The sequence below is a fragment of the Gordonia sp. LMA167 genome (genome assembly GCF_058130025.1).
This window is the reverse complement of the sequence record NZ_CM176708.1, coordinates 327959-351030: the sequence shown is the minus strand read 5'-3', so window position 1 is coordinate 351030 and position 23072 is coordinate 327959. Positions and strand designations below refer to the sequence as shown.

Below are 23072 nucleotides of genomic sequence, written 5' to 3'. Positions count from 1 at the left end.
GTCATGACAATGCACCCGGCTGAGAATACGGAGCGGGAAACCGACGACGCCGACGTCAAGGAGCGAATCCTGTCTGCGGCGACCACTCTTTTCGGCGAGCGAGACTATCCCGGGACCTCGGTGCGCGACATAGCACGCAAGGTCGGCATGCTGCCGGGGACGCTCTATGTCTACGTCGAGAGCAAAGAAGCGATCCTGTTCGACATCGTCGACCGCGGTGTCGGAGAGTTCGTCGACGTCGTCGAGAATGTTCCCGCCGGGCCGGCCGACGCTCGTCTACGCAGCGCAATCGTCGACCATGTCAAACTCGTCGCCCGAAATCCCGAAAAGGTTCTGGTGATCTTCCACCAGTGGCGCTACCTGGGCGAGGACAACCGTCGCCGCGTGATTGCCTCCCGACGGAAGTACGAGAGGTTCTACCGGGACGTGCTGCACGATGGCATCGCCAATGGTGTCTTCAGCAGAGAACTCGACGTCCACTACGCAGTCCTGTCGATCCTCGGAGCGCTGAACTGGGTACCCGAATGGTTGCCGCAAGGTGACCCCGACGCGGTGGTGTACGCCAACAAGATGGCCGACGTTCTGCTCAGGGGAATACGAGCGTGACGTGTGCGGGCGACGGACACGATGACGGCCGGTAATCGAAGGACTGCCCGGAGTTCGGGCAGTCCGGTCAGCGCCGACGAGATCTATCAGGCTGCGTTGACGTTATTCAGCCGTCACTCATTCGCCCAGATCGGAATGCGCGAGATCAGCGATGCGGTCGGAATCAGGTCCGGCAGTCTGTATGCACACATCGGTAGCAAAGAGGAACTCCTGCAGCGGATAGTCCGGGACGGGATCAACAACTATCTTGTCGAGTTGCTCCCGATCGCGAACAAGGACACACCGGCGCCGGAACGCATGCGAGACGCCATCCGCAAACACGTCGATGTGCTGGCGAAGACCCCGAGTCAGACCACGGTTGCATTCAACCAGTGGCAGTTCCTGGGTGAGGACGCCAAGCTCGAGATCATCGGCCTGCGCTTGAAGTACGAGGAGATCTTCACACGGATCATCTCGGACGGAGTAAGCGAGGGCAGTTTTCGTCCGCTGCGGGATCAGCGGATCGCGGTGATCGCCGTGATCGGCATGCTGACGTACGCCGGCGAATGGTTTGTTCGCGAAACATCCACCAGCTCTGATGAGTTCGGGCACTCGCTCGCCGAAGCGGCCGTTGACGGACTTCTGAACGACTGATCGCGGGCTCCACCGCGATGTCCTGCCGTAGTTGACGTGCCCGAACGAGGGCCGCGGCTTCGTAGTCACGACGGTCAGACGTCTTCTCGGAATGCTCCTTTCGTTCCGTGCCACTCATGTTACGGCCCGGAATCGGAGCGGGCGCCGATCCGTCAGAGACCCCGGTCGGCGAATCGCAGACGAACGACACCTCCCGCGCGTCCGGGGTCCGTCCACGAGCCGGTTCGAGACTGCGGCGGAGCGGTGTGGAGATGTTTTCAACACATATGTTGACAGGTGTGACAAACGTCGCATAGTGTTCGGGACTACGCAGGTCCACCAACCAGCCGAACTCGACCGTTTTTCGTTGCGACATTTGCGAACTATGCCCGAAGGCGTTCGGGCTCTGAAGGTTCGGTGATCGAAATACGTCCGAGTCGTGAACACAGGAGAGCGTGATGGTCAATATTCCCGGGTATTCACCGACGGCCGTTCCGGGCGCCGACGTCGGCGCGCAGGGGGCTTCGGCGAGCCGGAGCAGCAGACGGAGGCTCGGAGAGAAGGGCGCCGAGGGCGCCGCGAGTTCGCTGCGGCGAGTCGTCGTCGCGGCGACTGCCGGGACATTCCTGGAGTACTACGACTTCGCCATTTACGGCGCCCTCGCGCCAGTCCTCGCAAAGGTGTTCTTTCCCAACACCGATGGTGTCACGTCGCTGCTGAGCACTTTCGCCGTATTCGCGATAGCTTTCGTGGCGCGCCCCTTGGGCAGTCTGATCTGGGGCCCGGTGGGCGACCGGATTGGCCGACGCCGCACTCTATCGATGATCATTGTCTTGATATCGGTGGCGACGGTCCTCATCGGCCTCACGCCCGGCTACGCCGCAATCGGTGTCGCCGCTCCGGTCATTCTTGTCGCATTGCGACTGCTGCAAGGTATCTCGGCAGGAGGCGAGATCGCGGGGGCATCCGTTTTCATAGCCGAGCACGCGCCGGCGCGGCGGCGTGGTTATCTCGTCAGTTGGCTCCAGGTTGCCGCAATCGCAGCGCTGTTGGCCGGCATTTTCATCGCAGCCTTGGTCACTGCTCTTCTCGATGACCAGTCGATGCAGTCGTGGGGATGGCGGGTGCCGTTCCTGGTTGCCGGGCCCGCAGGTGTGATCGGCTTGTACATTCGGATGCGGGTCGATGAGACACCGAGTTTCGAAGAAGATGCAAAGACGCCGAATCGACCGCGCGGCAATCCGTTCAAGGTACTCGCCGACCGATCCAACCTCCGCGAGATTCTCTGGGCGGCGGTCTACTTCATGCCAGTCTTGGTGCCGTTCTACCTGTTGATGACGTTCATGCCCACCTATCTCAAGAATCAAGGACACTTCACCGCCGCCACTGCGCTGTGGATCATCGCGATTGCCGGCGTTCTTCAACTCCTGGCGGTGCCGATCTTCGGGGCCATATCGGATCGGATAGGTCGCCGTACGCTGCTGCGGGTCACCATGATCTGGTTCGTCCTACTGACGTTGCCGGCGTTCATGCTGTTGAACAGCGAGAGTACCGGGCTGGCGATCGTCGGACTTGTCCTGCTCGCCGTTCCCACGGCGTCGTCGCAGGCGAACAGTCTGACACCTGCGCTTGAACGTTTCCGGACTCGAGTTCGATTCACAGGCTCTGCTGCAACTCTCGGGGTGTTGTCAGCAGCCTTTGCCGGAACGGCTCCGTATGTGGCGACCTGGTTGATCCAGGTCACCGGGAGCCCCGTGGCACCGGGGATCTACCTGATCGCCACGTTGGTCCCATCGCTGATCGCGTCCTTCTTCATCTCGGAGACGAGGGGACGGTCGCTGCTGGACTAGTGTTTCTGACTGGCACAGGCCGGTGACACGGTGCGAAGTTGTTCGTACCAGTTCACCGGCCTGGCTGTTTTGTCAGTCGTGTTCGCAGTCGGCCGTGTCGACGCGGGTTCCTGGCCGCAACGGGATGATCGACACCAGTGCGATCCCCGCGAGGAGGAGGAGCGCGCAGATCCCCGGGATGTAACTCCCGGTCCAGTCCTTGAGCGCTCCAAGGAAGATCGGCCCGAGGGCGCTGGCGGCGAAACCGATGGAGAAGACCATGCCGCTGAGTTGCGTGGCGGCTCTGAACCCCGTCGAAAAGGTTGTGATCATCAAGATTCCCAATGCGGCCGATCCGCCGATGCCCAAGCCGAGCAGTGCTGATGGCATCGGATCCAGCAGGCGAGGTGCCGAGATCAGAAGTACGAGGCCCGTGCAGGCCAGCAGCATCGGTGCTGCCAACAGCACGCGAATGTCGCGAAGACGCTCGGCACACAGCGGCAGCACGAGCATCGAAAGCAATTGCGGGACCTGGAAAGCCACCAACCGGGTGGCCGCCGCTTCAGGCCCGGCATCGACGTAGAAGCGAGAAATCCACGCCACTATCGCGAAGCCGATCACCATGGGTGTGGCCGCGTACATGGTCACCAGCCAGGGCGTGACGCTGCGGTACGAGAAGCGCGCACTGGGCACGTCACGTCTGGCCGATGCCGCCGAATGCCCGCCCGTCCTTCGGAAAGTGGTATGCCATATGACGGTCGTGATCACTGTGAGTAGTGACCAGCATGCGAGCCCCGCTTGCCATCGGTGGGTGAATATCGACAGTGGAACACTCAGACCGGCGGCGAGGGCGACACCCAGCGCTGTCCCCGCGGTGAATGCTCCCGTGGCAATACCGCGGTGGCGTACCAGATGCCGTGCGATGATCGGTGGGACGAGTGTCGAGCATGCTCCGATGGCACACCCTGCCGTGAAGATCGATGTGATCAGTGCAGGTAGCGAATCCGCCCAGAGGCGGACGAGCTCGGCACCGGCCAGAACGAGGAGCAAGAATGCCACGGCGCGTTCGCCTCCCAGCCGACGAGCGACATGGCCGCCTGCCGGAGCGAGTGCCGCCATCCCGATTATTGCGACTGACGTCAGTGCACCTTGTCCGGCCGCAGACAGACCCAGGTCGCTTGCGATCTCCGGGAGTAGTGGTGGGACGGATCCGATCGCGGTACGAAGGTTGAGCCCGATGAGCAGGACCACAGCGACGAGCCACCACACCGGCGGCCCGACCGAGCTGACCCGGGCGGCCGATGTGGTGGAGATGATGGACCTACGGAGCATATTGGACTCACGATCTGACCCGTGGACGGACGTGTACCGTCGCCGTCGGCGTGATGAACCCGCTGTCGATCGGCTGACTCCGTCGGCGTGGCCAGCGGGTCTCCGGACGGTGTCGTCTGCGATATGCTCGATTCGTCGCGCGGGCAGGTCGCGTTCAGTGGTGCCGACCTGCCGGCTCCCCAACCGAGGTTCGCTCGACGAACGCGTTCACGCCCGCATGGAATGCCGGTGCGGAGAACAGCAAAGACCTTAGCAGCGAACCGGATTCAAGCGCGGTTCGGTAGTCGGCCGTCTCGGCGGCGCGGACCGAGAGCTTGCCCAGGCGAAGTGCGTGTCCGGGGGCGGCGGCGAGATCGCCGATGTATGACGTGACGCGATCCTCGAAATCCTCGGCCGGGAAGACCTCGCTGACCAGCCCGATGGCATGCGCTTTGTGCGCGTCGATTCGGCGCCCTCTCGCGGACAGCGCAATCGTAGCTCGTGCACCGATCGCGCGAACCAGCGGGGGCGTGATGACCATCGGAAAGGCGCCCAGATTGATCTCCGGACACCCGAATCGTGCATCTTCGTTGGCCAGCACGATGTCGGTGGCCGCGGCCAGGCCACATCCACCGCCGAGGGCCTGGCCTTCGACGACGGAAACCGTGATCGCCTCGAGTGCGTCCAACGCCAGGAAGAGTCGTCGAAACTCGTCGGTTGCCGCGAACTGTTCGGACGCATCGGTGGTCAACGACGCCTGAAATCCCTTGATGTCGCCACCTGCGCTGAAAAAGCCTCCGGCACCGCGGATCACGACCACCGACGCGGATTGCGCCTCGGCCGACGTAAGTGCGGCATTGAGTGCCTCGATCATGGAGTCGCTCAATGGGTTGCGGCGTTCGGCATCGTTCAGCAGCAGATGGAGAACCGTTCCTTCGGTGCGACGTACGACCAGTGAATCAGCCATTGCTGACCTTGGTGATCCGCACGTTGGGTTCCACGAGTTCGCGGGGGACGAGGACCGACCATTCGCGAAGGACCTGACTCACATACGAACCGCCCCGCAGCCCGCCGACGAACGGGTAGGAGTTGATCGCCAGAGGCGGTAGGAGCTTGGTGAACGCCTGCGCCGCTTCTCGAGTCTCGGTTCGGATGGCTACCCGCAGGACCACTTCGTTCACATCTTCGGCCGCGGGGACGTGGGACACGCCACCGTGCAGTGAGTTCACACCGATGTATTCGATGTGGCTCTCCAGGACCGGGATCTGCTCGATCTCGAGTTGCTTCAACAGTATCTGTCCGGCGCGTTCGGCCTTTTCGAGTGCGTACGGGAACGCGAACGGCAGAGACACGGACCCGAGATAGCCATCAGGCAGTCCCGCAATGAGTTTCAGCGTAGACGGCGCGGGGCGCCCTTTGACTCCGGTCACCTCGACTCGGTCGGGCCCGAGGTCGGTCAGGTCCACGGCGGAGAAATCGGCGGTGACGTCGGGGGTGAGGTACTCCGCCGGGTTGTGGATTTCGTAATAGAGCTGTTCCTTCAAGGTATCCCGACTCACGCGACCACCGGTCCCGTCGGGCTTACCGATCACGATCTGGTCCCTCGTCACGTCGGCCAGTGGATAGCCGATGTCCTCGAGCCGACCCACGTTCCACCAGTCGCCGCTGAAGTTCCCGCCGCTGGCCTGCCCAGAGCATTCCAACAGGTGGCCGACGACAATTCCGCGGGCGACGGAGTCCGGTACGTCCGGGTCCACCAGGCCGCGCGCGATCAGGGGGGCGAGGTACAGAGAGGTGTCGGTAACCCGGCCGGTCACGACGAAGTCCGGATTGTCGGCCAGTGCCTCGGCGATCGCGGTCGCACCGAGGTAGGCGTTCGCGAACAGTGGCTTCGTGGGCATCTCGTCGTAGCTCTGACCGGTGTCGCGGTCACTGAGATCGAGGCCCTCTGCCCGCCACTCGTCCAGGCGATCGAGAACGTCATCGCCGGTGATGGCACTCACGCTGACGTCGGGGACACCTGCCTGTGCGCACGAGTGCACCACCGCCTTCGCGGCACCCAGCGGATTGAGGCCTCCGCCGTTGGTGAGCAGAGTCGCGCCCGATCGGCGCGCCAAGGGCAGCAGCGATGCGAACATGCCGGGAAGGTCACGGGCAAAGCCTGACTCGGGATTGCGGGCCCGATCCTTCGCCAGGATGGCCAAGGTCAATTCGGCGAGTGCGTCGAAGGCCATGTAGTCGACGTTCGTCGTCTCGAGGGTGCGGTGGGCCGGCCGGGGGGTGTCGCCATAGAAGGCTTGTCCGGACGCCAATCGGATGCTGTCGCTCATGTCATGCTTCCTTCGTCGGGCCGTCGAGCAGCGGGCTCTGCGCGACCAGCGGGGCGGGGGCCGAGACGGTCATGCGCAGGAGCGCAGACGCGATCGCCTTGCCGAGGTTGTCACCGCGAAGGCTGCTCGAGCCGCCACCGCCGAGCGCGTCCTGGCAGACGAACTTGTACGCGTGGAGCAGGGGCAACTCGTAACGGATCACCTCGCCGCGCACGAGCGGCGCGAGGAAATCGGCGACACTCTCGGCCGAGAGCTGAGAGTCGAGATACTCCCAGAGTTCGTGTGTTGGAAGAAAAACACTGATATCCGCAGTGTCTCCCTTGTCGCCTGATCGCGCTTGCGCGAGGCGATAGAGAGGTGTGGCCGTTACGGTCTCGGCATCCTGGATCGTCGTCATGCCTCGACGCTAGAGTGTTCGACCCGGTCCTGTCAACAAATATGTTGATGAAAACTCGAGGCATGATGTCATCCGAATATCGTGGCCAGGAGGCAGCGCCGCTCCGCGGCGTCGGCGCCGGCAAGCGTGACCGCGCCCTGTTCGGTGACGACTGCGTCCACGAAAGCGCCCGGTATCGAGACGGCCTCTACGCTGTCGACGAGCGCCGAGGCGCCGTCGCGTGAGCGGCTGGGGAGGGCGACGATCGTCAAGCCTCCCGGGCTACGGTGAGCCCCCTCGGCGAGATCCGGTGCGCCGCCGAGGCCGGATATGTCGATTCCATGCGCGCGATGCGCGTTCACGTTGCCTGCGGGGTCGATCTGGAGGGCGCCCAGAACGGCGGTGAATCGCGGGTTCCGGGCGAGCCAGGACGCGTTGTGGATAAGCGTCGACGGTAGGAGTGAGACAGGTCCCGATGCCGCCCAGTCCAGCAAGTCGAGATCGCCGATGACCGACATGGCGTTGGCGGTGGAGGTGGGCAGCAGGGCGCCGCTGTCGATGATGGCACGGGTGGCCGAAGTGATCGCGCCCGTCAGGATCGTGAGGTTCTTGCGCTGGCAGAGTAGGCGGGTCAGGGCTTCGGCAACTCGACCCACTCCCAATGCGACGGCCGCCTCGGCGGGTACCAGGTCGGCGATGTGTCGAGCAATCGCGAAGTCCTGCTCCCCGGGTTCCGCGGCGAGTGAAACCGCGAGTGATTCAGACATACTCGGGCCCGGGATCACCGCGTCCCAGCGATTGGTAGTGGCCGAGCCCGCGATGTGCGGAAGGCTCGGATACTCCTCCAGTACGACGGTGGACGCGGCGTCGACGGCGATTTGCATGTAGCCGTTGACCCCGGCGAGGGAGCGGCTGCCGTTGGGCAGCATGGAAGTGCTCGATGCGATCACGACATCGGGCCGTAAAGTGCCGGAGCTGATTTCGTCGCAGATCTGCGAGTAGGGAATAGGCCAGTGGTGATTGGGGATGTCGCGCATCCCTCGTCCGGCCATCAGGGAGGTCACAGTCAGGTGCGAGGGCAGCGGATTCGCCAGTGGCGGCTTTGTTCGCCGTACTCCGAATATCAGTTCGATGGGACTATCCGGGGTCGGCGGATGAGCGGCGAGATAGTGACTTATCGCGACCGTCGGTTCGACAGGGCCCTCGCCGCAGAGGACGCGTCGGGCAGTACAGGAATTGGGGCGTCGCACCCGTCAACAGTAGCGTTAATATCTACTCGCGTCAGTGATCGGATGGTTGTAGACCATTCAGGATCATCCCGACAAAGCCTGCGGCAATGGCCTCCACGCTGTCACGGCCTGTTGGTTTGTACCAGCGGTGACTCCAACTCACCATTCCGATCACGCCATGAGCAACGAGTCCCGGGGACAGTTCTGACCTCAGCGAGCCGTCGCGGAATCCCTCGGCGACGATCTTCTGCACTGCGCGGTGGTATCTATCACCGAAATCTGCCAATTCCGCCCGCCAGTTGGTCATCGCCTCCGACTTCTTCGACGGCCGTCCCTGGCGGCGACTGGGTCCCCTGCGCCCGAAGTCCTCGGCCAGGTAGATGAAGAGGTACGGGTAGTTGGCGTCGTAGCTCTGCATCAGCAACGTCACTGCCTGGGTGAGCTTCTCCGCCCCGGTTCCTTTGCCGGCCTGAACCTGTTCGACCTCCTCGACGTTGCGAACGACGACTTCTTCCACGACGGCGCGATACAGGTCCTCTTTGGACTCGACGTAGTAGTACACGCTCGCGCGATCCACTCCGGCTCGCTTGGCGATGTCGATCAGGTTCGCGCCGTCGAAGCCCTGCTCGCGAAATGTCTCTGCCGCCGCCTCCATCAACGCTCTGCGTCGATCTCGGTAGGTCGCACTGGAATCGCGCGCCGCCTCCTTGCGACGTCGACCGATGTCACTGGTCATGGAGCACCTCTTTGGTAGACGTGTTCGTGCGCTGGTACTGACGTGCACCGTACACATCTACGGTGATGTTGACAGCACTGACCCGCTTCCAATCTATCAACACATATGTTGAAATGGATCGATCGACGCCGGTATGGGCCGGCCGCGATGCCGACGAGAGGGGTAGGGAAGTGGGATCGAGCGACCACGAGGTTTCGGGACGCGGGGCGCTTGCGCTCGCCGACGCCTCGGCCATTCAGCGTGCGATGGCGTGCGTTGTACGAAATGAGGTCCGCAGCCTCGGGTTGAGGATCAAGAGCGGAGAAGGGCCGGTGGGCCCTCGCCGAGCGGAGCCGCAGCGATTCATGACGCGCGATGGTGGTGACGCGGCGATCGGCGACGAGCGATTCGGTTTCTCGTTCAGCGACGACGTCCTGGTGCTCGGTACTCACGGCACGACCCACATCGATGCGCTGTGCCACGTCTGGAGTGAGGGCACCATGTACGGCGGGCTCTCCGCCGACCTCGTTTCGAGCGCCGGCGCCAAGCGCCTCGGGATCGACGAGGCGGGGCCCGTGGTGACGCGCGTATTGATGGTCGACGGTGTACCCGACGGTCGGCGCTGGCTGGACGTGGGTGAGCCCGTGTCGGTCGATCTGCTCCGACGCCGTCTGAATGAGGCTGAACTGAAGCCGGCGTCCGGAGATGCGCTGTTCGTGCGGACGGGTTGGCTTGATGCCTGGTTGGCACGAGAGCAGGACCACCTCGGCTGGGGAGGTTTGGACACCGACGCGATCGACTGGATCGCCGAGAGCGGGTTCTGCATGGTCGGGGCCGACAACATCGCGGTCGAGAAGTCACCCGCCGCCGACCCCGGATGCGCCGTCCCGCTTCACATTGAGTTGCTGCGTAATCGCGGCATCTTCTTTCTGGAGCTCCTCGATCTGTCGGTTTTGAAAGCCCCGGCGATGGCGGCGATGCTCATCGTGTCGCCCCTGAAAATCGTGGGCGGCACCGCGAGTCCGGTCGCGCCGACGATAGTTGTGTGACAACGCAGATGTGCCCGTATCGAGAGTCAGTGTGCTGGTCGGAAGCTTTTCAACATAACTGTTGACAAGCTCCGGCGGGGGGTGCCACGCTGGGTTGAGTGTTGTTGAACCGCGAAGGGAACGAGTTGTGATGACGACAGGTGCGCCATTGGGGTCTGAGGTGCTGCAGCGCTGCGTGGCTGCGGCAACGTTTGCCTCTACCGTCCCGGCATACGCCCGCGAGTTCAAGGAAGCGGGGGTGGGCTCCATCAGCGTTTCGTCGTGGTCGACCCTGCCACTGGTCACCAAGGAGCAATTGATCGCCGGCGTCGGCGTCGACCAACCGTACGGTGATCGACTCGGCGTTCAAAAAGACGAGGTCGCCTGGGTCTTCGTGGCGCCCGGTCCTATCTACATGCCATTCACGTCTGCCGATATCGACGCGATCGCCGCCCGATACGGGTCGACATTCGCGAGCGCTGGGATCACGCGGTCTGACGTCGTCGATCAAACCACGTTGTACAACTGGGTAGTTGCAGCGACGATGGTGGGCAAGGGCATCGAGTGGCTGGGTGCAACTGTTGTGCCCGGTGGCAGCGGGGACACGCAACGCCATCTCGACGTGATCGAAGGTTTGGGTGTCACGGCGGTTCTGGCCTTTCCGACCTTCTTGGTTCACTTGTTGGACACGGCGGCCGAGCAGGGGCGCACGCTACCGGTGAAACGAGCGGTGGTCATGGGTGAACTCCATGATCCGCGGGAGAAGGACCGCCTTCGCGCCCAATACGGGGTCACGATCAGGGAATACTATGGCACCGCTGATATCGGACCGGTCGCGGTGGAGTGTGGCGCCGGAACCGGCATGCACATCCGGGATGACATTCTCGTCGAGTTCGTGAACCCGGCCACCGGTGCCATGGCAGAGGAGATTTCCGCGGGCACGCCGGCCGAGATGGTTGTCACCGATCCTGCCCGTCGGGCAATGCCCATCATTCGTCTCCGAACCGGGGACCTGATCGACAGGGTGTCGACCGGGATGTGCGAGTGTGGTCTCGAGACGCCGCGCATCGGCCGGATAGTCGGACGAGTCGGAGACATCACAAAGGTCAAAGGCATGTTTGTCGTGCCAGGGAGCGTGAAGTCCGTTCTGTTCCGCCATGGCATCTCGGCACGCCACCAGCTCGTCGTCTGGCGTCACGATGGTCGCGACCGACTGACACTTCGTGTCGAGGGCTCGCGCCCGGCAGGATGGGAGGCGGTGCTCGACGAGGTGTCTCAGGCGTTGCGGGTGCAGTGCGAAGCGGAGTTCGTCGACAAGATTGCGGAGGACCGCGTTCTTCTGGACACTCGCATTGTCTGACCGTCCGATCCCCGGCCTCGATGACGATCCGAACACCATTCGCTTCGACCCTTGGGCCAAGGACATCGGATTCCGCGGTGGCGGAGAGCATTTTGCCGAACTGGTTACGGCAGTGGCCTCGCTGATGGACGTGGTCGCCGGTAGTGCGCCGTCCGCATCGAGTGCTCAGGTTGCTGGGCGCCTGGTCGACAGAGCCCGCGAAGCGCTGATGGGCGAGTACGTGGGGCCGGGTCAGGGGTTCAGTGGATTTCGATACGATTTGCCCGGGCGGGGACACGCCCTGCTGGCCCCGGTGAAGTATTTGCGTTGGGTGACTCATGAAATCGTCGGCGACGTCGTGTTCGGAACTCGCCACGTCGGAGGGAATGGCGCAGTTCACGGAGGAGTGCTGCCGTTGCTGTTTGACGAGATCTTCGGACGATTGTCGAACACGAACCGCGTTGATCGTTGTCGGATTGCATATCTGAGGGTCGACTATCGTCAGGTGACGCTGCCGGAAGTTTGCTATGCGGTGCGGGCCACCGTCGATCGCGAGGTCGGACGAAAGAGATTTCTCTCCGGTGCATTGACAACCGCTCAGGGCGAGGTCGTCGCCGAGGCGACGGGGCTCTTCGTCGTCCTTCGTGACGGGGCGTCCTGAGAATCGCTGGGCCGTTGATCGCGGTGCGTGCGCTTCAGCCTTGCCTGCCTCGACCAACGATCGGCGGGGTGCAAAACAGCACGCCGCCGATCGTGGATCCGCCCTCTAGAGAAGCGATACCTGCGTGGTGAATCTCGCCGGCGCAGCATCGGTTTCCCGGCCGACGATGGCCTCGAACGTGATGATCTCCTCGCCGGTGTCGCGAAGGCCGTACAGCCGCTCGACCATGGCGTCGTACCGCCGCAACACCTCGGTCCGCCGCAGTTTCATGCTTCGGGTCAGTTCGCCATCGTCAGACGTCAAGGGTTTGGGCATCAAACCGACGATTCTGATGCGCTGTGATTCCGGCAGCGAATCATTGGCCACGGCGAGTTCCCGACGCAACATACGCAGGGTCCGTGCGTCGAGGACGATGTCGCGGTAGCTCGCGTCCTCGCAGAGTCCGAGGTCCCGACGGACGGCGGCCTCGTTGAGCTGTACGAGGGCAGCGATCCGCGAGTCGGCTTCGTGTCCCCCGATGAGCAGCACATTAGCGATGTACGGGCTCTCGGTGACCCGGACCTCGGCCGTCTGTGGTGCGAAGACTGTACCGTCGGGAAGGGTCTGGATGTTCTCGAGGCGTTCGAGAATGCGTAAGGCGCCCGCCACGAGCTCGCCGGCGTCGCCACTCCGTAGCCACATGTCGTCAGTGATCTTGAGTGTATGTTTGCCGCCCCAGTAGCCGGAACACCTGACGCCGCCGCGCAGCTGGAGCTCACCTGCGGGAGAGATCCGTAGTTCGATCGGGTCGCCGTAGGCGGAAGGAAGCGGGAAACCAACACTGTCCGAGGGATGTTCGGGGCCGGCGGCGGTGATGATCCCGACTTCGGCGAACCCGTACACATTGCTGATCGGCAGATCGATCGAGCGGAAGAACTCGACGACATCGCTGCTCATCGAACCGCCGGCAGTCACTCCGGCCTTCATGTGCTCGAGGCCGAGTTGCCGGCGAATAGACTCCTTCTCGGCCGTGATTCGTCTGGGATCGTCGAGTAGCTCGGAGGAAAGCGTGGCCCGCAGTTCTTCCCATTGGCGAGGGCCGAGGTAGCGCATGGTGGCCCCGGACTCCACGAAGTCCTCTTCGATCGACGCGGCTGATGCCGGGAAGGCGACCTGTAATGGCAGCGCTGCCGCCATCGTCATCCCGCAGTACTGTTCGGGTGTGAACGGGGCCGGTAGGTAGCTGAGGTAGCAGTCACCGCGCTCGGCACGATAGACGAAGCGGTAGCGGCCTGCGATATCCAGCAAGTAGCGATATGAGCCCAGAACACCTTTCGAAGTGCCGGTCGTGCCCGAGGTCAACAGAACGCATCCGATGTCGTCGATCTCCCCTTGATCGATGAGTGCGTCCACCGCGTGGGGCTGTCCAGTGAGGAGGGAGCGACCGCGCTCGCGGAGATTGTCGACGGACAGAACTCGATCGTCATCGGGGCGTTGTTCATTGCCCCACTGCACAATTGTCGATAGTCGAAGATCATCCGCGGCATCGATCAGCCGGTCGGTCGCATCGCGAGATCCGGAGAACGCGATGACCGCGTTGTATGTGGAGAGCGTGGCACGCATCTCCGGTGCGGTCATTCGTTCGAAGAGCGGAAATGCTGTGGCGCCAATCGATTGCACTGCGTACTCGCACATGAAGAACTCGGGCGAGTTCGCCCCGATCACATAACCGACCGGCATCTGGCCCACGGCACCCGGATCGCCGACGAGATCCAGGATGCCCGCAGCCAGGTCTCGAACGTCGTCGAAGACCTTCGACCATGGTGTTTCGTCCCAGCCACTCTCGGTCCGCTCGCGGTAGGCGATCGTGTCCGGGAATCGTACTGCATTTCGTCTGAGGAACTGGGGCAGTGTTCCCAAGTGCGAGTCGTCCTGGTCGTCGAACCTGGGGACGTCGACGGGGGACGTGGCCGCGGTTGGCATCGTCATTCTCCTTGTTTGTTGTGCTGCGCCAGATAGGAGGCGAGTAGCAGGCTATGGACTCGAGTCTCACGCGAATCGCCGCGACTTGGAAGGGCGATCGGCGCGGAGCAGCCGAGCACGACACCCATCGCTCTGCCGCAGGCGCCGATGAGTGCCTTGCTGGTCATGTTTGCAGCGGTGATCTCAGGCGCGAGCAGTAAGTCGGCGTGGCCGGGCACCTCGCCGGTCAGTGACTTACTCGCGGCGGCTTGCTTCGACAACGCCGCGTCCAGCGAAAGGGGGCCGTCGACGACGGCGGCGCCGAACTGCCCACGGGCCGACATCGACGACAACACCGCTGCATCGATGGTGCTCCCGATGGATGTTTTGACCACCTCGACGGCACTCAACGCGGCAACCAAGGGCCGCCGTACACCCAGCAAGGTGAGTGCTTCGATGCTGCTGCGGAGAATGTCCGCCTTTGCCTCGAGAGTCGGGGCGATGTTCACACCGGCGTCGGCGAAGGCGATCGCGCGGCCGGGAAAGGTGGGGGTATCGATCAGGTAGAGGTGGCTGGCCACCCGGCCCATGCCCAGTTGGTCACGCCCCAACAACCCCTTCAGCAGATCCGACGTCGGCAGAGAGCCTTTGACGACATAATCTGCTTCGCCGGTTCGGACGAGTGACGCCGCGGCTCGAACAGAGTCGGCGCGCGAGGCGCAGTCAACGATGCGAATCAATCTGTCGGACAGGCAATGTCGATCGAGAAGCGCCTCGATACGCAACTTGTCGCCTGTCAGGATCGCAGGTCGCGAGTCGATGTAAGCGTCTCCCAGCGAGGCTATCGCGTCGAGGCTATACGGCTCGACGACGACGGGCACCTGCGGAGCCGAATTGGACACGAGGTCGAGATAGCTCTGGTAGTCGGCCAGCATTCAGAAGTCTCCTGCGCTGAGCTTGTTGCGACGGGCACATGTGATCGCCTCCACACCAGTGACGGTAGATGGCCCACAACAAAGTGTCAACATATGCGTTGACGAACTGGGTATGCGTCAACATTAGTGTTGACAAGTCGCCGTAAACACTTATGCTGACGACTATGACCTACACAGAGTCAGTGACCGCAACCCCCGGGGCCGGCCGACCAGATTACGAGTTCCTGATCATCGGAGCGGGTGTGTGTGGCATGTATCAGCTACACCGCCTGCGGGAGTTGGGCGCGCGTGTACTCGTGCTCGACGCCAACTCCGACGTCGGAGGTACGTGGTTCCGCAACCGCTATCCCGGATGCCGATTCGATTCGGAGAGCTATACGTATGCTTATTCGTTCTCCAAGGAACTACTCGACGAGTGGGATTGGTCTGAGCGTTTCGCGCCTCAGCCCGAGACACTGAAGTACCTTCAGCACGTCGCCGACAGCTTCGACCTGCGGGAGAACATCGTGTTCGACACGCGTGTGGTCGCGGCGCATTACGACGACGCGGGCGACTTCTGGCGAGTGATGTCAGAGGACGGTCGCGAGTTCACCAGCCGATTCCTCATGACGGCAATGGGGCTGCTGTCGGCTCCGACCAAGCCGCGTTACCCCGGGGTCGACGTGTTCCGAGGCCAGTCGTTCCACACCTTCGACTGGCCGGCGGAGGGCGTGGATGTACGGGGCAAGCGAGTGGCAGTCGTCGGCAGTGGGTCCACAGGGGTGCAGGTGATCTCGGCGATCGGCCCCGTGGTCGGGTCGCTGACGGTGTTCCAGCGAACACCCAACTGGGCAGCTCCGCTTCACAACAGCAAGATCACGCCAGACGAGATGGCCGACATCAAAACGAGGTACGACGAGATCTTTGCGCAATGCTTCGCGTCTCCCAACGGCTTCATCCATCGTCCTGATCGTCTGCTGACTACCGATGTTTCGAAGGAAGAGCGGCTCGCGCACTGGGACAAGCTGTACAACGAACCGGGTTTCGGGATCTGGCTGGGCAATTATCGGGACACCCTGATGCAGGAGGCCGCCAACGCCGAGCTCTCCGACTTCATCGCGGACAAGATCCGTAAGCGCGTGCACGATCCGGCCGTCGCCGAGAAGCTCATTCCGAAGGATCACGGCTTCGGCACCAAACGGGTTGCGCTCGAAACCGGATACTACGAGGTCTACAACCAGTCGAACGTGACCCTCGTCGACCTCAACGAAACGCCGATCGAAGAGATCACCTCGACAGGCATTCGCACCACAGATCAGCATCGCGAGTTCGACATCATCGTCTACGCCACGGGATTCGACGCGGTGACCGGACCGTTCGACCGGATCGACATCGTCGGCTCGGGAGGGGTGAGGCTGCGTGACAAGTGGGATGACGGCCCGGTCACCTGCTTCGGTGTCCAGGTCGACGGGTTTCCGAACATGCTGACGTTGATAGGCCCCCAGTCGGGTTCGGTTGCCGCCAATTTCCCGCGTGGGATCGAGGACATCGTCAACTGGATGACGACGTTCGTGGAACATCTGCGCGCCAACGACATCACGAAGGTCACGGTCAGGCCAGAGGCTGAACAGGCCTGGTTGGAGCATGTCTACGACATCAACAGCAAGGTGCTGTTCAGCAAGACCAAGTCGTGGTTCACCGGATACAACACGAACATCGACCGCGAGTTCAAGCCTCGGCAGCTCATCTATACGGGAGGCGCAGTCCGTTATCGCCGCATGCTCGCGGACGAGGCTGCCCACAACTACCCGAGTTTCGTCCTGGAGAAGGCACCAGCCCGCGTCGGCTGACCCGCGACAACTCGCCCTCGAGGCTGCCCGTCGGGAGTCTCGAGTCGCAGCACAACAGCCAAGGAGGCACCATCATGGGACTTGCGCCGTTCCCTCATCAAGCAATCAACACTGAACTTCGGCAGACGGTCGCGAACATCAATGCGAAGTTCGATCTTGATTACTGGGACTCTCACGATCGTGACAAGGAATTTCCGGAGGAGTTCTACCGCGCCTACGCCGATGCCGGGTTCCTCGGCGCGACGATACCCGCCGAGTACGGTGGCGGGGGCGGATCGATGCTCGACATGGTCTGCATCCTCGAGGAGACGGCTGCGGCCGGAGGCGCGCTCAATGCATGCTCGTCCGTACATATCCCACTGCTGTGTATACCGACCCTCCTGGCCTATGGCACCGAGGAGCAAAAGAACGAATTTCTTCCCCAGGTCGCAAACGGCGAACTCTTCGTGACATTCGGCGTGACCGAACCCGATGCAGGAACAGACACCACCCAGATCTCCACACGCGCAGACAAGACCGACGGCGGCTACATCGTCACGGGCACCAAGGTGTGGAATTCGGGAGCACTGCGCGGCGACAAGATATTGCTGCTTGCGCGAACATCGGCGCCGGGGTCCGGGGGTAAGAAGGGCAACGGTCTGACGCTGTTCCTCACCGATTTGCGGTCCGAGAACATCGAGATCCGAGCGATCCCGAAGATCGGCCGCAATGCCGTCGCATCCGCTGAGGTGTTCATCAACGGGCACTTCATCCCCGATTCGGACGTCATAGGCGAGGTCGATCGAGGCTTCTACCATCTCCTTCACAGTCTGAATGGTGAACGCCTCTACCTGTCGGCCGAAGCGTTGGGGATCGGGCGATGGGCCATCCGGAACGCGGCGCAATACGCGTGCGAACGTGAGGTGTTCAGTCGCCCGATCGGGATGAACCAAGCTGTCCAACATCCGCTGGCCGCCGGCTATCTCCAACTGCTCGCTGCCGGCCAGGTCGTCTACAACGCTGTCGAGGCATACGAGCGTGATGGCGCGGCCGCTGTAGGCCTGCTTGCCAATGCTGCCAAGTATCTGTCGACCGAGGCCAGTTTCGCAGCCAATGATGCGGCGATGCAAACCTTCGGCGGCTATTCGTTCGCCCGCGAATACCACATCGGTCGCCACTGGACAGAGTCTCGTCTGCAGCGCATCGCGCCGGTGAACAATCAGATGATCCTCAACTTTGTCGCAGAGAAGGCCCTCGAACTGCCGAGGAGCTATTGAGATGAAGCTCGGGCTCGGTGCGGACGAGCTGCTGACCACCACCCGCGCTGTACGCCGCCGGTTGAATCTCCGTCGCAGAGTCGAGATGTCCGTTGTCAGAGAATGTCTCGAAATCGCGATACAGGCGCCGAGCGGGAGCAATCGCCAGCAATGGAGTTTCATCGTCGTCACGGATCGAAAGCAAAAGGAAGAACTGGCCGAAGTCTATCGGCAGGGGTTTCGTACCTATGTCCAGGCCCGCCAGCGAGCTGGTCTGGAAACCGATCCGATCTACAAGTCCGTTGCCTATCTGGCCGCATGGTTCGAAGAGGTGCCGTGCTATGTGGTGCCGGTTGTGAGGGGGCGCGCAGAACGGTTGACCAGCGCCCACGATCAAGCGGCATTCTGGGGCGGGATCGCGCCGGCAGTATGGAGTTTCATGCTCGCGGCGCGCGAACGCGGTATCGGGACCGCATGGACCACGATGCACCTTCAAGACGAACGTCGCGCTGCTGAGATCCTCGGGATTCCCTACGAGCGCTATACGCAGGCCGCGTTGATCCCGGTGGCGTACACACGCGGAACCAAATTCAGTCGAGCGCGCAGAGCCCCGATCGATGAGTTGATCCATATCGACCGGTGGGATTCATCAACTTAAGTGTTGACACCGGTGTGACGCGCATTGCATCATAGAAGCGGTCCAGAAGCAGAACAGAAACGGCAGAGTACGTGAAACTTGCAGAGTCGCAACGCGATCTGAGCTCATCTGCTCGATCGGCAGGAATGGAATGGGCAGCATCGAGGTGCCCGGTATTCTTTACCGGAACGCCCGTATCATGAACGCGGTCATCGCAGGCCTTGGCGAGTTCCACCCGCAGCGCCGTTCTGGATTGTCTGCGCCGCAATTGATTTTGACCGCGATTGACGAAGCTGTACGTGATGCCGGGATCGAACCGCAGGATATCGACGGTGTGATCACGGAATCAAGCCTAACGCCGCAAGTGCTTTCCGTCGATCATCTCGCCCCCGTGCTCGGTTTGAAAGGGCTGAGTTACCAGGGGCTGTCGAGTCCGGTCGGGGCTGGCATCCTGCTCGCGATCGCACAGGCTCACGCTGTCGTCGCAGCCGGGCTGGCAAACCACGTCTTGACCTACTTCGGGGTCGACTGGGGCAGCCATGGCTCCGGTCCGGCAGGCCTCCACTCGGCTATGGACGCCAAGCGCGAGGTGGAGTATCCGATCGGATTCAGCGGTCCGCCTCTGTACTTTGCCTCGCTTGCGCACCGGTACGCGTTCGAATTCGGGCTCGATCGCGACGAACTCGAACGACTGCTCTGCGCAGTGGCGTGCTCGACTCGGCGGAACGCGGCCCGCCACGCAAAGGCGCAGAAGAGATCACCTCTCACCGAGGATGCATATCGCCGAGACGAGTACTTTGCACAACCATTGCGGCGGGCGGACATCTCGTTGCTCTCTGACGGCGCGGTCGCCATCGTCGTATCTGCCGCAGGCTCGGTACCACCCGAGCGGCGAACTGTCACCCTCAATGCGTGGGCGCACACCGCGCAGCCGATCCCGGATCAGGCCTTCTACACTCAGGATCGCGATCTACCCGGACTCGCCTCCGCCACCGAGGTTGCACGACGGATCAAAGAACAGTCGATGGATGTGGGTGACGCCGACATCTTCGAACTCTACGACTGCTTCAGTATCGCAACCGTTCTCCAGCTCGAGGCGCTGGGAATCACGAAGCCTGGGACGACCGTGGAGTCTGCCGTGGCGGGCGATCTCGAGATCGGTGGTCGCATTCCGACCAATACACACGGAGGGCTACTCGGGCACGGTTACACGCTCGGTGCCGGACACGCAGCAGAGGCGATCCGCCAACTCCGTGGCCAGGCCCTTGGGAACTCGGCCGGAGATGTTGCGACAGCCTTCGTCGGTGCGGGGCCAGGGCGTCAGTACACGGGCTTGCTTCTAGGGAGGACGGATGACTGACGATATCGGCGGCGGATTGTATGGTGGCTGGCGCTCGGCACTGGCGGGCGGAACACTCGCCCTCACGCGATGTGGCAAGTGCCATCGCCGGCAATGGTACCCACTTGTCGCCTGCCCCGAATGTATGTCGCAGCGATGGGAATGGATGCCCGTTGAGCGCCACGGAACTCTATATTCCTGGACCAGGGTTGTCCGTCCAACGGTCCGTAGAGAGGGTCTGGAACCACCTTACGTGTTGGGGGTGGTCGAGCTCCCGCAGGCGGACAACGCGCGGGTGATCGCTTTGGCCAAGGAACCCGCAGACGACCCGAGGATCGGTGCGCGCGTGGAACTGATCGCCGACCGACTCGGCGACGGTACTCCAATTCTCATGTTCGCCGATGCAGCGCAGGAGAAGACGGGTGGCACGGCCGAGGACTTCGAATCAGGCTGGGTCCGCGGCTGACGGACGGAAATGGTCCGCACGCCTGCGCGACCAACCGACAACAGGAAGAGATTGCTGATGACGACAACCGAGACATTCACGCATGAACTGACCATCGACATCCCGAGTCCAGACGGCGTTCTCATCGCCGGTGAGTGGCGCTCGGGAGGCGGCGACACGGTGCCCGTCCTGGATCCGGCGACCGAGCAGGTCCTGACCCATGTGGCTCGACCGACGATCGTGCACGCCGACGCCGCAGTTGCGGCCGCGCGCAGCGCCTTTGACCATGGGCCCTGGCCGAGGATGCGTCCCGACGAGCGCATAGACGCCGTAGACCGATTCTGTAAGGCCATCGAGAGCCGGCTGGACCAGATCGTTCCGGCGGTTGTGCTGGAATCGGGAGTCACGCTTGCATATTCGCAGGTTCTCGGTGGCGGTGCAGCACCTGCAGCCTGGAATGCATCTCTCGACGCCGCACGAACAACAGCGTGGGAGTCCTCCGACGGCGGTGTGACGCTTCGGCGGGAGCCGGTCGGAACCGTCCTAGCGGTGTTCACCTACAACGGGCCGGTGTCCCTCGTTGGTATGAAGGTTGTGCCCGCGCTTCTGGCGGGATGTCCGGTGATCGTCAAGCATGCGCCTGAGTCTCAACTCAGCGCGCACTTGATCGCCGACGCCGCGCGTGAGGCGGACCTGCCGCCGGGTGTGATCAGTTTCCTGCCTGCGGACACCGAGGTGACCCAATACTTGGTCGGCCATCCCGGGATCGACTTGGTCACGGTGACCGGCAGTCAACTCATCGCACGAGACGTCGTCAAGAGAACGGCCGACCGACTTGCACGGACAACTCTCGAACTCGGTGGGAAATCACCGGCAATCATCACCGAGGATGCCGACCTCGACGCGGTGATGGCGACGTTGGGCGACGGCGCGACAGCCGGTACCGGTCAGGTCTGTGTCCTGCTCTCGCGTATCCTCGCGCCGCGCTCTCGATACACCGAGGTTCGAGATGCATTCGTCGACTTTCTTTCCAGCCGCAGTCTCGGTGACCCGTTCTCGCCGGACACCGACCTCGGACCACTGTCGGTGGAACGTGCGCGCTCGAGGACCGAGGAGTACGTGGCCATTGCGCTCGGCGAGGGTGCAACGCTTGCATACGGAGGAAAGCGCCCCGACCACCTCTCCCGGGGTTTCTATTACGAACCAACACTTTTCACCGATGTCGACAATCGTATGCGCATTGCTCAGGAAGAAGTGTTCGGTCCGGTGACCACACTGATCCCGTATGACGACATCGACGACGCGGTTCGTATCGCCAACGACACCATCTACGGCCTCGCTGCGTCGGTGTATGCGAGCGACGTCGATGAAGCCGCAGATATCGCTCGCCGAATTCGGTCGGGAACCGTTGCGATCAATCAGGCCGGCATGTCACTCAACCACGCGTTCGGCGGTGTCAAGCAGTCGGGTTGGGGACGAGAGTGCGGTCCCGATGGGATCCTCGAGTTCACCGACCTCAAGCAGATGCTCTTGCCGACCGGCGGGAGTTTCCTGAGCGCCTGAGTTAACGGGGTCGACCCCAACAGGTCGCGAGCAACCCGGACCAGCGGGCCTAACCATCGCCATGCCCGCGAGATGATGGTCCAACCATTGCTCAGCCTCTGCCGAGCGGACCAGATTCTAAGTGAGTCAACAACATAGGAGGAATAATGGGAAGAGTTGAGGGCAAGGTCGCCCTGGTCACCGGTGCGGCGCGAAGTCAGGGCAAGTCGCATGCGCTCAGGCTCGCTGAAGAAGGGGCCGACATCATTGCGATCGATGTGTGCAAACAGATCGACACTGTGCCATATACCTTGTCGACTTCCGGCGACCTGCAGCAGACCGCCAAGGAGATCGAGGCACTGGACCGTCGAGTCATCGCGGTGGAGGCGGACGTAAGGGATGGAGCTGCGCTCCAAGGCGCAGTTGCTCAAGCGATCTCCGAGTTCGGACGTCTCGACATCGTCGTCGCCAATGCCGGCATCTGGAGCGTGAACAAGACCTGGGAACTGACCCAGGAACAGTGGGACGACATGATCGGCGTGAACCTCACCGGCGTGTGGCAAACGGTCAAGGCGGCAGTCCCGGCCATGCTCGAAGCTGGTAACGGCGGCTCGATCATCCTCACGAGCTCGAATGGCGGCGTGTCCGGTTTCGAGAACCTCGCGCACTACGTGGCCGCCAAGCACGCGGTGGTCGGCCTGTGTCGCACGTTGTGCAATGAGCTGGGTCGCCACAACATCCGGGTGAACAACATCCAGCCGACCGCTGTGAACACCAACATGATCCATCACCAAGGTGTCTACAATCTCTTCTTCCCCGAGAAGGAGAATCCGTCCCGAGAAGAGTTCGCCTCCGCGTTCAGGTCGCTGAACGTACTCCCGGTGCCTTGGGTGGAACCCCTTGACATCTCCAATGCGGTGCTCTGGCTGGCTTCGGATGAAGCGCGGTACGTCACGGGTATCTCACTTCCGGTGGACGCTGGATTCCTGCAGAAGATCGGCGCATCGGAGTAGCACGCCAGCGCTCCTCGCGAGGAATGCCGTCTCGGAAGTGACCCGAGACGGCATTCATTCTGGGCTGGTCACGCCCATCGACTGCCTGGCAGACGCAGTGTCTCGCAGGGAGTCGCGCCG

21 protein-coding genes are annotated in these 23072 nt (G+C 62.5%); 13 read left to right on the top strand and 8 right to left on the bottom strand.

Annotation, left to right across the window (positions count from 1 at the left end; all coding sequences use genetic code 11):
• Positions 1-9: 9 nt before the first annotated feature.
• From ACVT6V_RS01570 to ACVT6V_RS01560, 3 genes are all read left to right on the top strand, one after another.
• Positions 10-606, top strand: a complete 597-nt coding sequence (locus ACVT6V_RS01570) for a TetR/AcrR family transcriptional regulator (protein WP_489898068.1) — start codon at positions 10-12, stop codon at positions 604-606.
• 21 nt (positions 607-627) lie between these two features.
• On the top strand, positions 628-1239 hold the full coding sequence (locus tag ACVT6V_RS01565) for a TetR/AcrR family transcriptional regulator (RefSeq protein WP_489898067.1): 612 nt from the start codon (positions 628-630) through the stop codon (positions 1237-1239).
• Between the two features lie 437 nt (positions 1240-1676).
• Positions 1677-3068: an MFS transporter gene (locus ACVT6V_RS01560; RefSeq protein ID WP_489898066.1), complete on the top strand. Its 1392-nt coding sequence runs from the start codon at positions 1677-1679 to the stop codon at positions 3066-3068.
• A 72-nt stretch (positions 3069-3140) separates the two neighbouring features.
• Here ACVT6V_RS01560 and ACVT6V_RS01555 read toward each other — a convergent pair whose 3' ends face one another.
• The 6 genes from ACVT6V_RS01555 to ACVT6V_RS01530 form a co-directional block, all read right to left on the bottom strand.
• A complete protein-coding gene (locus ACVT6V_RS01555) occupies positions 3141-4379 on the bottom strand; it encodes an MFS transporter (protein WP_489898065.1) in 1239 nt (412 codons plus the stop codon).
• Positions 4380-4533: 154 nt separating this feature from the next.
• Complete coding sequence (locus ACVT6V_RS01550) at positions 4534-5325, bottom strand: enoyl-CoA hydratase/isomerase family protein (protein WP_489898064.1); 792 nt, start codon at positions 5323-5325, stop codon at positions 4534-4536.
• Positions 5318-6688: an acyclic terpene utilization AtuA family protein gene (locus tag ACVT6V_RS01545; protein WP_489898063.1), complete on the bottom strand. Its 1371-nt coding sequence runs from the start codon at positions 6686-6688 to the stop codon at positions 5318-5320. The genes ACVT6V_RS01550 and ACVT6V_RS01545 overlap by 8 nt, the downstream gene beginning before the upstream one ends.
• A gap of 1 nt (position 6689) precedes the next feature.
• A complete protein-coding gene (locus ACVT6V_RS01540; RefSeq protein WP_489898062.1) occupies positions 6690-7085 on the bottom strand; it encodes an AtuA-related protein in 396 nt (131 codons plus the stop codon).
• A gap of 68 nt (positions 7086-7153) precedes the next feature.
• Positions 7154-8116, bottom strand: coding sequence for an acetyl-CoA hydrolase/transferase C-terminal domain-containing protein (locus ACVT6V_RS01535; protein WP_489898061.1), 963 nt, complete (start codon positions 8114-8116; stop codon positions 7154-7156).
• A gap of 229 nt (positions 8117-8345) precedes the next feature.
• The gene (locus tag ACVT6V_RS01530) at positions 8346-9029 is read right to left on the bottom strand and encodes a TetR/AcrR family transcriptional regulator (RefSeq protein ID WP_489898060.1); all 684 of its coding nucleotides are present in this window, start codon (positions 9027-9029) and stop codon (positions 8346-8348) included.
• 65 nt (positions 9030-9094) lie between these two features.
• Between ACVT6V_RS01530 and ACVT6V_RS01525 the strand changes: the two genes are divergently transcribed.
• The 3 genes from ACVT6V_RS01525 to ACVT6V_RS01515 all read left to right on the top strand — a co-directional run bounded on the left by ACVT6V_RS01525 (position 9095) and on the right by ACVT6V_RS01515 (position 12036).
• Positions 9095-10057, top strand: coding sequence for a cyclase family protein (locus ACVT6V_RS01525; protein WP_489900675.1), 963 nt, complete (start codon positions 9095-9097; stop codon positions 10055-10057).
• Between the two features lie 61 nt (positions 10058-10118).
• On the top strand, positions 10119-11396 hold the full coding sequence (locus tag ACVT6V_RS01520) for a phenylacetate--CoA ligase family protein (protein ID WP_489898059.1): 1278 nt from the start codon (positions 10119-10121) through the stop codon (positions 11394-11396).
• Positions 11389-12036 (top strand): PaaI family thioesterase, encoded by a 648-nt coding sequence (locus ACVT6V_RS01515; RefSeq protein WP_489898058.1) that lies wholly within the window; start codon positions 11389-11391, stop codon positions 12034-12036. Before ACVT6V_RS01520 ends, ACVT6V_RS01515 begins: the two co-directional genes overlap by 8 nt.
• A 105-nt stretch (positions 12037-12141) precedes the next feature.
• Here ACVT6V_RS01515 and ACVT6V_RS01510 read toward each other — a convergent pair whose 3' ends face one another.
• Together ACVT6V_RS01510 and ACVT6V_RS01505 are read right to left on the bottom strand one after the other, a co-directional pair.
• Entirely contained in the window at positions 12142-13998 is a 1857-nt protein-coding gene (locus ACVT6V_RS01510) for an AMP-binding protein (protein WP_489898057.1), read from the bottom strand.
• Between the two features lie 2 nt (positions 13999-14000).
• Positions 14001-14858, bottom strand: coding sequence for a phosphate acyltransferase (locus tag ACVT6V_RS01505; RefSeq protein WP_489898056.1), 858 nt, complete (start codon positions 14856-14858; stop codon positions 14001-14003).
• A 236-nt stretch (positions 14859-15094) separates the two neighbouring features.
• On the opposite strand from ACVT6V_RS01505, the gene ACVT6V_RS01500 reads away from it, so the two are divergent.
• From ACVT6V_RS01500 to ACVT6V_RS01470, 7 genes are all read left to right on the top strand, one after another.
• The gene (locus ACVT6V_RS01500) at positions 15095-16741 is read left to right on the top strand and encodes a flavin-containing monooxygenase (protein ID WP_489898055.1); all 1647 of its coding nucleotides are present in this window, start codon (positions 15095-15097) and stop codon (positions 16739-16741) included.
• 74 nt (positions 16742-16815) lie between these two features.
• Complete coding sequence (locus ACVT6V_RS01495; RefSeq protein WP_489898054.1) at positions 16816-17997, top strand: acyl-CoA dehydrogenase family protein; 1182 nt, start codon at positions 16816-16818, stop codon at positions 17995-17997.
• Position 17998: 1 nt separating this feature from the next.
• On the top strand, positions 17999-18634 hold the full coding sequence (locus ACVT6V_RS01490; RefSeq protein ID WP_489898053.1) for a nitroreductase family protein: 636 nt from the start codon (positions 17999-18001) through the stop codon (positions 18632-18634).
• Positions 18635-18764: 130 nt separating this feature from the next.
• Positions 18765-19973, top strand: a complete 1209-nt coding sequence (locus ACVT6V_RS01485; protein WP_489898052.1) for a thiolase family protein — start codon at positions 18765-18767, stop codon at positions 19971-19973.
• The gene (locus ACVT6V_RS01480; protein WP_489898051.1) at positions 19966-20418 is read left to right on the top strand and encodes a Zn-ribbon domain-containing OB-fold protein; all 453 of its coding nucleotides are present in this window, start codon (positions 19966-19968) and stop codon (positions 20416-20418) included. The genes ACVT6V_RS01485 and ACVT6V_RS01480 overlap by 8 nt, the downstream gene beginning before the upstream one ends.
• Positions 20419-20475: 57 nt before the next feature.
• Positions 20476-21960, top strand: a complete 1485-nt coding sequence (locus ACVT6V_RS01475; RefSeq protein ID WP_489898050.1) for an aldehyde dehydrogenase family protein — start codon at positions 20476-20478, stop codon at positions 21958-21960.
• Between the two features lie 146 nt (positions 21961-22106).
• Entirely contained in the window at positions 22107-22952 is an 846-nt protein-coding gene (locus tag ACVT6V_RS01470; protein WP_489898049.1) for a mycofactocin-coupled SDR family oxidoreductase, read from the top strand.
• Positions 22953-23072: the final 120 nt, after the last annotated feature.

Coding starts and splice junctions, on each gene's coding strand:
- ACVT6V_RS01570 (WP_489898068.1), top strand. CDS start 10: ATGCACCCGGCTGAGAATACGGAGCGGGAAACCGACGACGCCGACGTC.
- ACVT6V_RS01565 (WP_489898067.1), top strand. CDS start 628: ATGACGGCCGGTAATCGAAGGACTGCCCGGAGTTCGGGCAGTCCGGTC.
- ACVT6V_RS01560 (WP_489898066.1), top strand. CDS start 1,677: ATGGTCAATATTCCCGGGTATTCACCGACGGCCGTTCCGGGCGCCGAC.
- ACVT6V_RS01555 (WP_489898065.1), bottom strand. CDS start 4,379: ATGCTCCGTAGGTCCATCATCTCCACCACATCGGCCGCCCGGGTCAGC.
- ACVT6V_RS01550 (WP_489898064.1), bottom strand. CDS start 5,325: ATGGCTGATTCACTGGTCGTACGTCGCACCGAAGGAACGGTTCTCCAT.
- ACVT6V_RS01545 (WP_489898063.1), bottom strand. CDS start 6,688: ATGAGCGACAGCATCCGATTGGCGTCCGGACAAGCCTTCTATGGCGAC.
- ACVT6V_RS01540 (WP_489898062.1), bottom strand. CDS start 7,085: ATGACGACGATCCAGGATGCCGAGACCGTAACGGCCACACCTCTCTAT.
- ACVT6V_RS01535 (WP_489898061.1), bottom strand. CDS start 8,116: ATGGCCGGACGAGGGATGCGCGACATCCCCAATCACCACTGGCCTATT.
- ACVT6V_RS01530 (WP_489898060.1), bottom strand. CDS start 9,029: ATGACCAGTGACATCGGTCGACGTCGCAAGGAGGCGGCGCGCGATTCC.
- ACVT6V_RS01525 (WP_489900675.1), top strand. CDS start 9,095: ATGTTGACAGCACTGACCCGCTTCCAATCTATCAACACATATGTTGAA.
- ACVT6V_RS01510 (WP_489898057.1), bottom strand. CDS start 13,998: ATGCCAACCGCGGCCACGTCCCCCGTCGACGTCCCCAGGTTCGACGAC.
- ACVT6V_RS01495 (WP_489898054.1), top strand. CDS start 16,816: ATGGGACTTGCGCCGTTCCCTCATCAAGCAATCAACACTGAACTTCGG.
- ACVT6V_RS01490 (WP_489898053.1), top strand. CDS start 17,999: ATGAAGCTCGGGCTCGGTGCGGACGAGCTGCTGACCACCACCCGCGCT.
- ACVT6V_RS01485 (WP_489898052.1), top strand. CDS start 18,765: ATGGGCAGCATCGAGGTGCCCGGTATTCTTTACCGGAACGCCCGTATC.
- ACVT6V_RS01480 (WP_489898051.1), top strand. CDS start 19,966: ATGACTGACGATATCGGCGGCGGATTGTATGGTGGCTGGCGCTCGGCA.
- ACVT6V_RS01475 (WP_489898050.1), top strand. CDS start 20,476: ATGACGACAACCGAGACATTCACGCATGAACTGACCATCGACATCCCG.
- ACVT6V_RS01470 (WP_489898049.1), top strand. CDS start 22,107: ATGGGAAGAGTTGAGGGCAAGGTCGCCCTGGTCACCGGTGCGGCGCGA.